Genomic DNA, 13,248 nt, shown 5'->3' with positions numbered 1-13,248 from the left:
GTCGCCTCTCACTTCGGAGACACGTTGGAGCGTGGGCAGGTGCGGACGGCACGGTCAGCGTGCGGGGCCAGAGGGGGGCCGGAAAGGCCACCGGGCGCCAACTCTCTGCCTCGTTTGCGGAGTTTATACGACGCGTGTTCTCGCAGTGTTTCCACTAGCGATCGCAGGTATTTCCGGCAAGGCGATATCAGGTCTTTGTTCTGCGGAGTTACTCTCGATATTACGTGAAGGCAGGGCTCCGGCCTGGGATTTTCGCTGTCGCGCGGTCGGCCGAAACCAGTCGGTGCTTTTCACCAGGCGTCGGGCAGTGCAAACTGCATAGTGCGACATGCCGTAGGAATGTGCCGCTGGAGCCTCTGTCCACACTACCGGTCCCGGATCGCCTGTGGGACGTTATGGATCAGTCAGTCTGGGCATTATCGTCCGTGACGCGAGCGGCCGTTGCGTACGGCGGCCGTGGGACTGCCCACTCGAGGAGGGACGCTTCGATGGGGGAGAAGGTCGTGGCAGGCGGAATCGACCTGTCCGATCGGCAAAGGTACCGGAGAAAGTTGCAGCAGTGTCTCGCGGGACTGGGGAGACTGCTGGCCGAGAAGAGGTTCGACCGGCCCAAGAATCTCATGGGCCTCGAGATCGAACTGAATCTGGCAGGTGCCGACGGGATGCCACGGATGATGAATAAGGAGGTACTCGATCGCATCGCGAGCCATGATTTCCAGACCGAGCTCGGAATGTTCAACCTGGAAGTAAACATCGTTCCGCACCGGTTGGGCGGGCGTGTTCTCGACCAGCTGGCCGAGGAGTTGCGCACCGGCCTCGGCTATGCCCATCGGAAAGCGAACGAAGTCGGCGCGGGGATTGTGATGATCGGAATTCTCCCGACGCTCGCCCAGCAGGACCTGGTCTCCGCCAATCTCTCGGACGTCGACCGGTACACCCTGCTCAACGACCAGATCGTCGCCGCGCGGGGCGAGGATTTCACACTCGACATCTCCGGTGTGGAGCGCCTGACGTGTACCTCGGCGTCGATCGCCCCCGAGGCCGCCTGCACCTCCGTGCAGCTGCATCTGCAGGTCACGCCCGGACGGTTCGCCGACGTGTGGAACGCCGCGCAGGCGGTGGCCGCCGTACAGGTCGCGGTCGGTGCCAACTCGCCGTTCCTCTTCGGCAGAGAGCTGTGGCGCGAGTCGAGGCCGCCCCTGTTCCAGCAGGCAACCGACACCCGCCCGCCCGAGCTCCAGGCGCAGGGCGTACGGCCGCGTACCTGGTTCGGCGAGCGATGGGTGGACTCGGCGTACGACCTCTTCGAGGAGAATCTGCGCTACTTCCCCGCCCTGCTGCCGATCTGCGACGACGAGGACCCGCTCCGGGTGATCGACGACGGCGGTGTGCCACGGCTCCAGGAACTCGTCCTGCACAACGGCACCGTCTACCGCTGGAACCGGCCGGTGTACGGAATCGACGAGGGTGTACCCCATCTGCGGGTGGAGAACCGGGTGCTGCCCGCCGGCCCCACGGTCACCGATGTGATCGCCAATACCGCCTTCTACTACGGGCTGGTGCGCGCGCTCGCCGAGGAGGCCCGGCCCGTGTGGACCCGGCTGCCCTTCGCCGCCGCCGCCGAGAACTTCGACACGGCGTGCCGTCACGGCATCGACGCCGAGCTCCGGTGGCCGCGCCCGGGCCGGGCCGGCGGCATCACGCAGGTGCCCGCCGTCAAGCTCGTGCGCGACGAACTGCTGCCGCTCGCCGCGGCCGGGCTCGACGCGTGGAACGTCGAGCCCGCCGACCGCGACTTCTATCTCGGTGTGATCGAGGAGCGGTGCAGGCGCCGGGTGAACGGAGCCTCCTGGCAGGCGGACACTTACCACCGGGCCCTGGAGGCCGGTCTGGAGAGGGACGCCGCCCTCGCGGCCACCACCCGCCGCTACTGCGAGCTGATGCATGAGGGCGAGCCGGTGCACACCTGGCCGGTCGGCTTCCCCGGTGCTCACTCCTGAGCGGCTTGCCCCGCCTGCCCGACCGCCATGATCGCCTTGAGGATCACGGCCTGGATCTCGGCGGGGTCGCTCACCTGGTACCCCGCACCGCCCGCCGCCCTGGCGATCTGGTCGGCCTCCCGGAGGTCGGCGTCGGGGCCGACGGCGATGGCGATCAGCGGTACCGGGCGCTGCGGGTCGCTGAGCTTCTTCAGCTGGTTGAGCAGCGCGCTGCGGGTGATGCTGAACCGGTCCTGGTTGGAACCGTCGGTGAGGATGACCAGGGCGTTGAACTTGCCTTTCACGTAGCTGCCCTGGGCCTCCTTGTAGGCCGCCAGCGTCGTGTCGTACAGGCCGGTCGCGCCTTCCGGCACCGGGGCGAGCGCCTTGAAGGCCTCGGCGAGCTGAGCGCGGTGGGTGCCGCCACCCTTGCCGGGAGCGCCGAGCCGGGCCGTCGCCACGAGCTTGCGGTAGTCGCGCGGTCCGTCCAGGCCGGTCGCGAACTCCCACAGCCCGATCTCGTCCTCGGGTGTGAACTGTTCCATCGCCTGGAGCAGCGAGGCCTTGGTGACATCGAGCCGGCTCTGCGCGTCACGGCCGGGCACCGGCGCCTGCATGGATCCCGAGACATCGACGACCGTGGTGAGGCGGGCGCTCTGCACGGTGATGGTCCACAGGCCGAGCGTTTCCTGGAGGGCGTCCGGGCGGAGCGGAGCGGCGGTTTCGGTCGCGGTGAACGGCTGCGGCGCCCGGCCGCCCGCCGTGCGTACGAGACTCTCCGCGGCCGCCTCGTCGGCCGCACGGAAGCCGTGCGCGGCCAGGGTGCGCCGGGGCTCCGGCTCGCCCAGCAGGGCCATGAAGCGCGTCGCGGCCCGGCTCTCGTCGGTGCTCAGCTCGGACTCGTCGACCAGTTGGTACGGGTAGTCCAGCCGGGGCGCCGAGTCCTTGGGATAGAAGAGCTCGAGGTCTCGTGTGGAGTATGAGGTGGCGGAGTTGTACGCGTAGGCGGCCTGCTCGGAGAGGAACACGGCCTGGTTGCGCCGGGGATCCCGGACGTCCTCGGCGGAGCCGTCCCGCGCGAGCGTGCGCACGACCTGCGAGTCGGCCGGGGACACCCGCCGCGACAGCGCCTTGGCGGTGGCCGCGACCTTGGTGTCGGCGTCCGGGCCCGACTTCTGTGTGGACGCGGAGACACTGGTGAGCGCCAGCAGCCCGGTGGCACTGCGGGCCGGGTCGGCGGCGCCGAGGCGCAGCGTTTCCGTCGTGGTGGCAGCCGCGGTCAACTCCGCCCAGGTGTACGTCTTCCCGGGCCAGCCCAGCTCGGTGCCCGCCGCGTGGACCGTGGCCAGGGCTATCGGGGACACCGCGACATTGCCGGCCGGGGTGAGGGGCACGCCGCCCCCCAGGGCTTTGGTGCGCTCGGCCCAGAAGGCCGAGTCCGGCAGCCACACCTCGTACTCCGGCTTGTTGCCGGCGACGGCCAGTTCCTGGGCGACCTTGTAGTTCTCGCGTGCGGTGACACGTACATCCATGCACTGCCCGTCGGAGGTGACCTCCTGCTGACGAGCGCTGTCGGCGACCGCGCGCACGGCCGGTGCGATGTCGGGGGAGGCGACCACCTCCAGGCGGACCGCCGCGTCCTTGCAGGAGTCCGCGAAGGACAGCAGTCCGCTCTGGGCGGCGACTCCCGTGCCCGCCGCCAGGGCGAGAACGAGCATGGTGGCGCCGGCGACCGTACGACGGCGCACGCGCGGACGGGACCTGCCTCCGCCCCTCATGTCGTCGTCGGGCAAGCTGTGACGTCCCATGCGGTGGTGCCCCTCCTTGAACGATGAGCAAGGAAAAGGGGACCGCGTCATTGCGATGACGCTTGTCCCCCGGCCTGTCGCGCGCGATCTTCGTACCTGTATTCGAGACCCTAGCGGGGCGAGGATGGGGATGAGGCGGGAATACACAACTGGAGGCAGGTGTGCAGGCGGAAGCGGGACGCGTGGCTGATTCTCTTCCTCAAGAGGGCATGTCGCGACGGATCTTGCGGTCCGAGATGCTGCTCGTACTGGCCCTCTCGCTCGGCGCGAGCGGAGTGTCGGCGCTGATCAGCTTTGTCGGATCGCTGACGAAACCAGGGGGCCTCAAGGACCAGGCGGCGACGCTGAACGGGTCGTTCGCCCCCGGGCGCCCGTGGCTCGATCTCGCCTGGCAGCTCTTCGACATCGCGACGGCGCTGGTGCCCGTCCTGCTCGTCGCGCATCTGCTGATGCGCGAGGGTGCGGGCCTGCGGTCGATCGGTTTCGACCGGAGCAGACCATGGTCCGATCTGGGACGCGGCGCGCTCGTCGCGGCGGTCATCGGCAGCGCCGGGCTGGCCTTCTATCTCGTGGCGCGCACCGCCGGTTTCAACCTCACCGTGGTGCCCGAATCACTGCCCGAGGTGTGGTGGAAATTTCCGGTGCTGATCCTGTCGGCGATCCAGAACTCCGTACTGGAGGAAGTGATCGTCGTCGGGTATCTGCTGCGCAGACTGGGGCAGTTGGGGTGGACGCCGATGGCGGCGCTGGTCGCGAGCTCGGTGCTGCGCGGCTCGTACCACCTCTACCAGGGCGTCGGCGGTTTCGTCGGCAACATGGTGATGGGTGTGGTCTTCGTCCTGCTCTACCGGCGGTGGGGGCGGGTCGGGCCGCTGGTGGCGGCGCATGCGCTGCTCGACATCGTGGCCTTTGTCGGATACGCGCTGCTGGCCGGGAGGGTGGGGTGGCTGCCCACGCCGTGATCGGCGAGGGCAGCAAGGGGCGTACGGCGAGTGCCGTACGCCCCTTGGCGTTTCGGCCTGTCAGGGCGCGGTGAGCAGCTCGCCGTCGATGACGGTCACGGCTCGGCCGGTCAACAGGGTGCGGTCGCCGCGCAGTGCGGTGCGGACCAGGCCGGAGCGGGCGGAGGCCTGGAGCCCGGTGAGTTCGCCGCGGCGAAGACGCGCGGACCAGAACGGCGCGAGGGCCGTGTGCGCGCTGCCGGTCACCGGGTCCTCGTCGATGCCGACCCGGGGGAAGAAGCCGCGCGAGACGAAGTCGTAGCCGGCGGCCGGGTCTTCGGCGGCGGCCGTGGCGATGATGCCGCGCGCGGAGTGCGCCACCAGTGCCGGGATGTCGGGCGTCAGCCCGCGTACGGTCCGCTCGTCGGTCAGTTCGACCACCAGGTCGCCGATGTCCGCGCCCGTGTCATGGGCCGAGATCACCCTCGCGCCCAGCGCCGCGGCGACACCGTCCGGGATCTCGACGGGCGTGAGGGGTGCGGTGGGGAAGTCGAGCGTGATCGTGCCGTCCTGGTGGGCGGTGGCGCTCAGGATGCCGCAGCGCGCGGTGAAGCGCACCGTGCCGCTCGCGGTGCCCGTGGTGTGCAGGACATGGGCGGTGGCCAGCGTGGCATGCCCGCACATGTCGACCTCGGTGGCGGGGGTGAACCAGCGCAGTGCCCAGTCGGCCTCGCCGCCGGAGGGGAGACGGTGGGCGAAGGCGGTTTCCGAGAGGTTCACCTCCGTCGCGACCTGCTGGAGCCAGGAGTCGGCGGGGAAGTGGTCGGAGTCCAGCAGCAGGACTCCGGCGGGGTTGCCGGCGAAGGGGCGGTCGGTGAAGGCGTCGACGATTCGAATCCGCATGAACCGACCGTAGGGGTGCGGCAAAGCCGCAGGCCAAGGCCAATTCGCGGTTGCTGGACCGATTGGGTGTTGTCAGCCGACCTATTCCGATATATCGTTGACGCATCGCGACAGATCAACGATGGAAGGAGCGTAGCGATGCGTTCACAAGGACACGGTCAGGGTCATGGGAACTGCGGGCCCGGCCATCAGGGTCGGGGCGACTTCGAGGGGCGGCGCGGGGCGTTCGGTTCGTTCGGACCGCCGTTCGGCGGTGGACCCTTCGGCGGTGGACGCGGTCGTGGCGGCGGTCGGGGAAGGGCGCGGCGCGGTGACGTGCGCGCCTCGATCCTGGCTCTGCTGAAGGACCGCTCGATGCACGGCTACGAGATGATCCAGGAGATCGGCGAGCGCAGCGGCGGGGCCTGGCGGCCCAGCCCCGGCTCGGTCTACCCGACGCTCCAGCTGCTCGAGGACGAAGGTCTGATCACCAGCCGGAGCGAGGGCGGCAAGAAGCTGTTCACGCTCACCGAAACCGGACGCGCCGAGGCCGAATCGGGGCCGGATGCCCCGTGGGAAGAGGCCGGGCGCGGAGTCGACTGGGAGACCGTCAACGAGATCCGGCAGGCCGGATTCGGCCTGATGGAGGCGTTCGGTCAGGTCTGGAAGACCGGCAGCACCGAGCAGCGGCAGAAGGCTGTCTCGGTCATCAACGAAGCCCGTAAGAAGCTCTATCTCATCCTCGCCGACGAGAACTGACTCGCGGCGCGAGCGGGGCCCCGTGCATGTGCGCGGGGCCCCGCTCGTGCGCCGGTGCGAGGGTCGGGTGCCGGTGATCAGGTGGCGTTGATCAGGAGACGAGACCGCCCAGCTTGCGCAGTGACTCGTTGAGCGCGGCGGTCGCCGAGTCCTTGAGCTTGCCGGCCATCAGTGACACCGCGGCTCCCGTGAACTCCCCGTCGATGCGCACCTTTGTGCCGTCCCCGTCCGGCGTGAGCGTGTAGCGGTTGCCGACATTGACGCCCATCGGGCCCTTGCCCCTGATGCCCAGCACCCGGCCGGCCTCGAACTCCTCCACGGTCCAGGCGACTTCGGCGGGGAACCCCATGAGCTTCATGTTCTCCTCGTACGTGGCTCCCAGCTCAAGGGTTGCGGGCCCGCCCTTGGGGAAGCTGGTGTGGGTGGCGTTCCACTGGTCGTAGGCAGTGAAGTCCGTCAGCTGGGCCCAGACCTTCTCGGCCGGTGCCTCGATACGGGCCTCGGCACTCACTTCGGCCATACGACCACCCCTTCTCGTCGGGTTCCGGTGTCGCGGAACGTAGCCGCACCCGTCCGAACATTCAATACTGATGAACAGTCAGATCAGTTCGGCCAGTTGGAGCTGCCCTATCGCGGCGGAGTCGAACCAGTCCGAGGTGCGGGGTGGGGTCCCTCGTCGTGGCAGTGGACGGCCGCCCGGAACAGATTGGTGAGCCGCGCGCCGGGGAGAACTGTCGTGATCTCATCCGTAAGGAGGAGAAACCGGCCGTGCCTGCCCAACCTCCGTGGGATGTGGAAATGGGCCCCCACGGCGACGCACGGGCCCCTGGGAGCTGATGAGGTGGGAGATGTGCAAAGCCCTGTCCCGCGGGTGCCTCAGCAGCCCGCCGCCACCCGTACCGAGATCGGCGCCAGACTCACCGTGGAGTTGGCCTCGGTGGTCGCGGGTGCGCGCAGAAGGGCGCTGCGCGATGGCGACCGGCAGATCGACACGGCTCATCTGCTGCACTCGCTGATCGAATCGGACCCGGATGTGCGGACGGTCGTCGGTGGCGGACCGCAGATCGCCCGGGTGCTCGGCTATCTCGTACAGCGCAGCATCGGATACGGGCTGCGCTGGCAGGGCTCGGTGGAGGACTCCGGCACGGTTCCCGTCCTACGCGGGACGGACGTGGGTGCGGCGGCGGCCGCGGGTGCGGAGATGTCACCTGTGCCGGGTGTGCCGGGTGTGCCGGGTGTGTCCGGGGCGGACCTGTCGGGGTGGTCGCCGTCGGCGGTCACCGCGATGGAGGGGGCGCTGGAGCGGGCCGAACTGCGCGGTGACGAGCGGGCCGGCGGCGTCGATCTGCTCGCCTGCCTCGCCGCCGACCGCGAATGCCGTGCCGTGGAGGTGCTCGAGCGGGGCGGGGTGGACACGGCGCTGCTGGCCGGCCGGATATCCGAAGCGTCTCGACATGTGTCACGGGGATGACGCTCCTGACTCCCGCTGACATGATGTGCCGATGCACGCGTCTCGGGGAAGGAGCGCCGGCCTGGGACTCGCCCTGGGCTCGGCGTTCGCATTCGGTGGTTCAGGTGTCGCGGCCAAGCCGCTGATCGAAGCGGGTCTCGACCCGCTGCATGTGGTGTGGCTGCGAGTGGCCGGTTCCGCGCTCATCATGCTGCCGGTGGCCTGGCGCCACCGTGACCTGGTGCTGCGCAGGCCCGCACTGCTGGTCGGCTTCGGGCTGCTCGCGGTCGCCGGCGTACAGGCCTGCTACTTCGCGGCGATCTCCCGGATCCCGGTGGGTGTCGCGCTGCTCATCGAATACCTTGCGCCTGCGCTCGTCCTCGGCTGGGTCCGTTTCGTACAGCGCAGGCCGGTCACGCGCGCTGCCGCGGTCGGCGTCGTCCTCGCGGTCGCCGGTCTCGCGTGCGTGGTGGAGGTGTGGGCGGGGCTGACCTTCGACGCCTTCGGGCTGCTGCTGGCGCTGGCCGCCGCGTGCTGCCAGGTCGGCTACTTCGTCCTGGCCGACCAGGGCGGCGAGGGGGAGGACGCGGCGGATCCGCTGGGTGTGATCGCGTACGGACTGCTCATCGGCACGGTGGTGCTGACGGTGATCGCGCGGCCGTGGGGCATGGACTGGGCGCTGCTCGGCGGCAGCGCGGACCTGGGCGGGACGCTCGTGCCGGCGGGGCTGCTGCTGGGCTGGGTCGTGCTGATCGCGACGGTCGTCGCGTACGTCACCGGTGTCATCTCGGTACGCAAACTCTCGCCGCAGGTGGCGGGTGTGGTGGCGTGCCTGGAGGCGGTGATCGCGACCGTACTGGCGTGGGTGCTGCTGGGGGAGCATCTGTCGGCGCCGCAGATCTTCGGCGGAGCGGTGGTGTTGGCGGGGGCGTTCATCGCGCAGTCCCGGACATCGACGTCACCGAAGTCTCCGAAGGCGCCGTCCGGGCCGGTGGCGGGTGGCGGGCCGGAGACTGTGGCCCAGCCGGCCGTGCCCGAAGTCGAGTTGTCCGCCCCGCACGCTGCCACGTAAAGTGCCGATCATGCATTCGACCGTACTTCCGCCCCCTGCCGCTTAGCGCGGGCGGCCGTTCTCTGACGAAGACCGGGCTCGGGGTGTCCCCGAGCGGTTCGTCGCTGCCCGCGTGACGGAGCTGAGCGACCACCATCCCGTTTCTTCACACGGAGAAGTCACGTGTCGAAATTTTTCGCTGCTCTTCCTTCCGCTCCTGCTGCCGGCGTGCCCTTGGCCGTCGGGCGGAGCTTTTTCTATCTGATCTTCGCCGGGGTCGCGTGGGGGACCGCCGGCGCGGCCGCGTCGCTGGTCTTCCAGGCGAGCGACCTGGGACCGCTGGCGCTGTCGTTCTGGCGGTGCGCGGGCGGACTCGTCCTGTTGCTGGGCGCGTTGGCATGGCGGGGGCGCCGCAACCGGCGGGCCTCGGTGGATGGCGCTGCCCGGGGTTCCGCGGAGCCGCGGCGTCGCCGGGTGCTGCGGATTCTCGCTACGGGCATCGGGCTCACACTCTTCCAGAGCGCCTACTTCGCTGCCGTCCAGGCGACCGGCCTCGCGGTGGGCACGGTCGTCACGCTGGGCGCGGGCCCCGTCCTCATCGCCGTGGGCGCGCGGCTGACCATGGGGGAGCGGCTCGGGCGGGGCGGTGTCATCGCCATCACCGGAGCGCTGGCCGGACTCGTGGTTCTGGTGCTCGGCGGGGAGGGCGGGACGGTGCGGCCGCTGGGGGTCGCGCTCGCGTTGCTCTCCGCGGCCGGGTACGCGGCGATCACGCTGCTGACGCGGTGGCTGGGGCGGGACGGGGGCGGCGGCGACGCGCTCTCCACGACCGCGTGGGCCTTTGCGATCGGGTCGGTGGGGCTGCTGCCGATGGCGATCGGGGAGGGGCTGCTGCCGCACACGGCCGAACTGGGGCGGGTGATCTGGCTGGTGGTGTACGTGGCGGCGGTGCCGACGGCTCTCGCGTACGCGCTCTACTTCGCGGGGGCGGCGGTCGTGCGATCGGCGACGGTTTCGGTGATCATGCTGCTGGAGCCGGTGAGCGCGGCGGTCATCGCGGTGGCGGTGCTGGGTGAGCGGCTGATGGCGGCGACGGTGGTGGGGACGCTGCTGCTGCTGACGGCGGTGGCGGGCTGGCGGCGGCGGAGGCGCGGGGCGGTGGGGCGGAGGAGGGGCGGTGCGGGTGTGGGTGCGGGCCCGCGGGGGCGCCTGCGGCGGGCCTGTTCCCCGCCCCTTCCCGGACCGGGGCTCAGCCCCGGGCCCGCGCCTCAATCGCCGGCGGGGCTTGGTTTCGGGTCTCAGCCCCGGGCCCGCGCCTCAATCGCCGGCGGGGGGTGGTTTGAGGTACTCCGGGACCTCGATCGACTCGTCCAGGTCATCCGCCGGGATCGGGGTGCCGTACCGGGTGGACAGGGGGACGACTCCCGTCCAGTACGGCAGCGTCGCGTCCTCCGGGTCGTCGTTCGGGCCGCCCGTGCGGATCTTGGCCGAGACCTCCGTAAGGTCCAGCCGCAGGACCGCCGTCGCCGCCAGTTCCTTGGCGTTCGCCGGGCGGGAGTCGTCGGCGCGGCCCGGGACCACATGGTCCACCAGGGCGTCCAGGGCGGCGCGCTTCTCCTCCACGGTCGTGACCTGGTGGGCCGTGCCGTGGACGACGACCGAGCGGTAGTTCATCGAGTGGTGGAACGCCGAGCGCGCCAGGACCAGGCCGTCGACATGGGTGACCGTGAGGCACACCGGCAGTCCCGGGTCGGTCTCGCCCGCCATGCGCAGGGGGCGCGAGCCCGTCGAGCCGTGGACGTACAAGTGATCGTCCACGCGCGCGTACAGCGTCGGCAGGACGACGGGCGCGCCGTCGCGTACGAAACCGAGGTGGCAGACGTACGCCTCGTCGAGTATCGAGTGGACCAGCTCGCGGTCGTACGCGGCGCGCTCGCGGGAGCGGGTCGGGACGGTGCGATCGGTCGGCTCGTAGACGTCCGGCATTGCGTACTCCATTGCACTAGTGCATACTCATGTTTGTGCTAGGAGAGTATCGGATCGTGGGGCGTGGCGCATCGGAGATTGCCGCGAGCGTCGAGCGCGCGGTCGGCGCCGGAGAGCTGGAACCAGGGCAACTGCTGCCGCCGATGCGGGAGTTGGCGACCGAGCTGGGCGTCAACCCCAACACCGTCGCGTCCGCGTACCGGACCCTGCGCGACCGCGGAGTGATTGAGACCGCGGGGCGCAAGGGCAGCCGGGTGCGCCCCAGGCCGGCCAGTACCGCGCGCGGGTCCATCCGGGTCGAGGCTCCGCCCGGCGTACGGGACCTCGGTGAGGGCAACCCCGACACCGCGCTTCTGCCGCCGCTGCACGACGCCCTCGCCGCCGCGGCCAGGCACAATGCGCAGGCGCCGGGTCTGTACGGCCGGGCCCCCATCGACGCGGAGTTCGCACGGCTGGCGCGCGCCGGACTCGACGCCGACGGCGTTCCCGACGGGCCGCTCGCCGTCACCTCCGGGTCGCTGGACGCCATCGAGCGGATCCTCGCCGCGCACCTCAGGCCCGGCGACGCGGTTGCCGTCGAGGACCCCGGCTGGGGAAGCCTGCTGGATCTGGTGCCCGCGCTCGGGCTGAGGCCGGTGCCCGTGGCGCTCGACGACGACGGGCCGCTGCCGGGCGAGGTGGAGCGGGCGCTCGCCGACGGCGCCAGGGCGCTCATCGTCACCGACCGGGCGCAGAACCCGACCGGAGCCGCGGTGAGCGAGGCACGCGCGCGTGAACTGCGGGCAGTTCTCGCCCGCTACCCCCGCACCCTGCTCATCGAGGACGACCACGGCCACGCCATCGTCGATCTGCCGCTGCACGCCCTCGCCGGGGTGACGGACACCTGGGCGCTGGTGCGTTCCGCCGCCAAGGCGTACGGACCGGACCTGCGCATCGCCGTACTGACCGGTGACACCGTCACCGTCGACCGGGTCCTGGGACGCCAGCGGCTCGGGCCCGGCTGGGTCAGCAGGCTGCTGCAGCGCGCTGTGGCGCACCTGTGGGCGACGGGCGCGGTGGATCCGAATGCTGTCGCGCGGTCGTACGGTGAGCGGCGCGACGCGCTCGTACAGGCCCTGGCGGCACGTGGCATCGAGGCCCATGGGCGCAGCGGGATGAATGTGTGGGTGCCCGTCCCCGACGAGACCGGCGCGGTGGCGCGGCTGTTGCACGCGGGCTGGGCGGTCGCCCCCGGGGCCCGCTTCAGGATGTCCGCGCCGCCCGGTGTGCGGCTCACTGTCTCGGACCTGGAGATGGACGACATCGAGCCGGTCGCCGACGCGGTGGCGTCGGCGGCCGGCCCGGCGCCCGCGCGCAGTTACGGCTGAGCGGCAGGGGCCACCGGGTCGCGGGGAACGGGTCTCTTCGGCCTGCTCTGGGTGAGCGCCGCGCCCGCCAGGACGATCAGCGCGCCGACCGGAGTGTTCCAGCTGAGCTGTTCACCCAGGACCGCGACGCCCGCCGCCGTGGCGATGACCGGGATGAAGTACGTGACCATCTGCCCGGTCGTCGGGCCGACCTCGGCGACCAGCCCGTACTGCAGGAGCAGCGCGAATCCCGTCCCCAGGGTGCCGAGCGCGAGCACCGCGAGCAGCGGGACGACCGGGAAGGACGTCGGCATTGAGGTGAACAGAGGTGTGACCAGAGCGAGTTGAACGGTCGCGAGGAACAACTGGGCACCGGTCAGGGACAGATGGGAGTTGCTGCTGCCGGCCAAGGTGCGGCGGACGTAGATCCAGCCGATGGGGTAGCTCAGCGAGGCGAGCAGCGCCATCGCCGTACCGCGGAAGTCGAGCCCCGAGAAGCCCTGCCAGGCACCGAGCACGGTCAGCACGCCCAGGAAGCCGATGCCCAGACCGGCGACCCGGCGGCGGGTGGGCCGGTCCTCGGAGAGCGCGACCAGCGAGAGCACCATGCCCCACAGCGGCGAAGTGGCGTTGCAGATGCCCGCCAGGGTCGAGGGGATCGTCAGCTCGGAGTAGGCGAAGAGCGAGAACGGCAGGGCGTTGAGCAGGAAGGCCGCGACGGCGAGATGCCCCCAGGTGCGCACCCCGCGCGGCAGCCGTTCCCGGCGCACCATCATGGCGACGGCCAGCACCGCCGTACCGAAGAAGAGCCGGCCGAAGGTGACCTGGAAGGGCGCGTACGCCCCGGTGCCGACCTTGATGAGAAGGAAGCTGAAGCCCCAGACCGAGCAGAGCACCGCGAACCGGATGCGCCAGTCGATGGTGCGTCGGCCGCGTACGGGATCGACGGGGGCGCGGGTAGGAGCCTGCGAGGTCCGGGAGGGAAGGGCGGTGCTCATGCGACCTACGATCGCGGCTTGGACCTCGTAGGACAAGCGAGAATTGTT

At 70.6% G+C, this 13,248-nt stretch carries 11 protein-coding genes and 1 pseudogene; 7 read left to right on the top strand and 5 right to left on the bottom strand.

What is annotated here, in order from left to right:
* Positions 1-488 precede the first annotated feature (488 nt).
* On the top strand, positions 489-2,000 hold the full coding sequence (locus SLUN_RS06060) for a glutamate-cysteine ligase family protein (RefSeq protein WP_108147509.1): 1,512 nt from the start codon (positions 489-491) through the stop codon (positions 1,998-2,000).
* Here the strand turns inward: SLUN_RS06060 and SLUN_RS06055 are convergent.
* The gene (locus SLUN_RS06055; RefSeq protein WP_108147508.1) at positions 1,991-3,787 is read right to left on the bottom strand and encodes a substrate-binding domain-containing protein; all 1,797 of its coding nucleotides are present in this window, start codon (positions 3,785-3,787) and stop codon (positions 1,991-1,993) included. The genes SLUN_RS06060 and SLUN_RS06055 overlap by 10 nt on opposite strands.
* 209 nt (positions 3,788-3,996) lie before the next feature.
* On the opposite strand from SLUN_RS06055, the gene SLUN_RS06050 reads away from it, so the two are divergent.
* Positions 3,997-4,749 (top strand): CPBP family intramembrane glutamic endopeptidase, encoded by a 753-nt coding sequence (locus SLUN_RS06050; RefSeq protein ID WP_217502639.1) that lies wholly within the window; start codon positions 3,997-3,999, stop codon positions 4,747-4,749.
* A 60-nt stretch (positions 4,750-4,809) separates the two neighbouring features.
* On the opposite strand, the gene SLUN_RS06045 is transcribed toward SLUN_RS06050, so the two are convergent.
* On the bottom strand, positions 4,810-5,631 hold the full coding sequence (locus SLUN_RS06045; RefSeq protein WP_108147507.1) for a PhzF family phenazine biosynthesis protein: 822 nt from the start codon (positions 5,629-5,631) through the stop codon (positions 4,810-4,812).
* Positions 5,632-5,769: 138 nt separating this feature from the next.
* Between SLUN_RS06045 and SLUN_RS06040 the strand changes: the two genes are divergently transcribed.
* Entirely contained in the window at positions 5,770-6,369 is a 600-nt protein-coding gene (locus SLUN_RS06040) for a PadR family transcriptional regulator (protein WP_108147506.1), read from the top strand.
* Positions 6,370-6,460: 91 nt separating this feature from the next.
* Here the strand turns inward: SLUN_RS06040 and SLUN_RS06035 are convergent, their stop codons facing one another.
* Complete coding sequence (locus SLUN_RS06035; RefSeq protein WP_108147505.1) at positions 6,461-6,889, bottom strand: type II toxin-antitoxin system Rv0910 family toxin; 429 nt, start codon at positions 6,887-6,889, stop codon at positions 6,461-6,463.
* 330 nt (positions 6,890-7,219) lie between these two features.
* Between SLUN_RS06035 and SLUN_RS06030 the strand changes: the two genes are divergently transcribed.
* From SLUN_RS06030 to SLUN_RS06020, 3 genes and pseudogenes are all read left to right on the top strand, one after another.
* Positions 7,220-7,840 carry a peptidase gene (locus SLUN_RS06030; protein ID WP_108147504.1) on the top strand — a complete coding sequence of 207 codons (621 nt, stop codon included), beginning with the start codon at positions 7,220-7,222 and terminating at the stop codon, positions 7,838-7,840.
* 31 nt (positions 7,841-7,871) lie between these two features.
* The gene (locus SLUN_RS06025) at positions 7,872-8,891 is read left to right on the top strand and encodes an EamA family transporter (RefSeq protein WP_108147503.1); all 1,020 of its coding nucleotides are present in this window, start codon (positions 7,872-7,874) and stop codon (positions 8,889-8,891) included.
* Between the two features lie 162 nt (positions 8,892-9,053).
* Positions 9,054-10,043: pseudogene (locus SLUN_RS06020) on the top strand (DMT family transporter); the annotation flags it as partial.
* A 144-nt stretch (positions 10,044-10,187) separates the two neighbouring features.
* Here the strand turns inward: SLUN_RS06020 and SLUN_RS06015 are convergent.
* Positions 10,188-10,868, bottom strand: a complete 681-nt coding sequence (locus SLUN_RS06015; protein WP_108147502.1) for a pyridoxamine 5'-phosphate oxidase family protein — start codon at positions 10,866-10,868, stop codon at positions 10,188-10,190.
* Between the two features lie 23 nt (positions 10,869-10,891).
* Here SLUN_RS06015 and SLUN_RS06010 point away from each other — a divergent pair, with 23 nt between their 5' ends.
* Positions 10,892-12,223, top strand: coding sequence for an aminotransferase class I/II-fold pyridoxal phosphate-dependent enzyme (locus tag SLUN_RS06010; RefSeq protein WP_108154560.1), 1,332 nt, complete (start codon positions 10,892-10,894; stop codon positions 12,221-12,223).
* Here SLUN_RS06010 and SLUN_RS06005 read toward each other — a convergent pair.
* The gene (locus tag SLUN_RS06005) at positions 12,214-13,200 is read right to left on the bottom strand and encodes a DMT family transporter (RefSeq protein ID WP_371413812.1); all 987 of its coding nucleotides are present in this window, start codon (positions 13,198-13,200) and stop codon (positions 12,214-12,216) included. The two genes, SLUN_RS06010 and SLUN_RS06005, sit on opposite strands and share 10 nt — an antisense overlap.
* Between the last annotated feature and the right edge of the window lie 48 nt (positions 13,201-13,248).

Origin of the sequence: Streptomyces lunaelactis (assembly GCF_003054555.1) — a bacterium.
Lineage (GTDB): Bacteria > Actinomycetota > Actinomycetes > Streptomycetales > Streptomycetaceae > Streptomyces > Streptomyces lunaelactis.
Note: the sequence above shows the minus strand (reverse complement) of the source record. Positions and strands in the feature narration are given on the sequence as shown.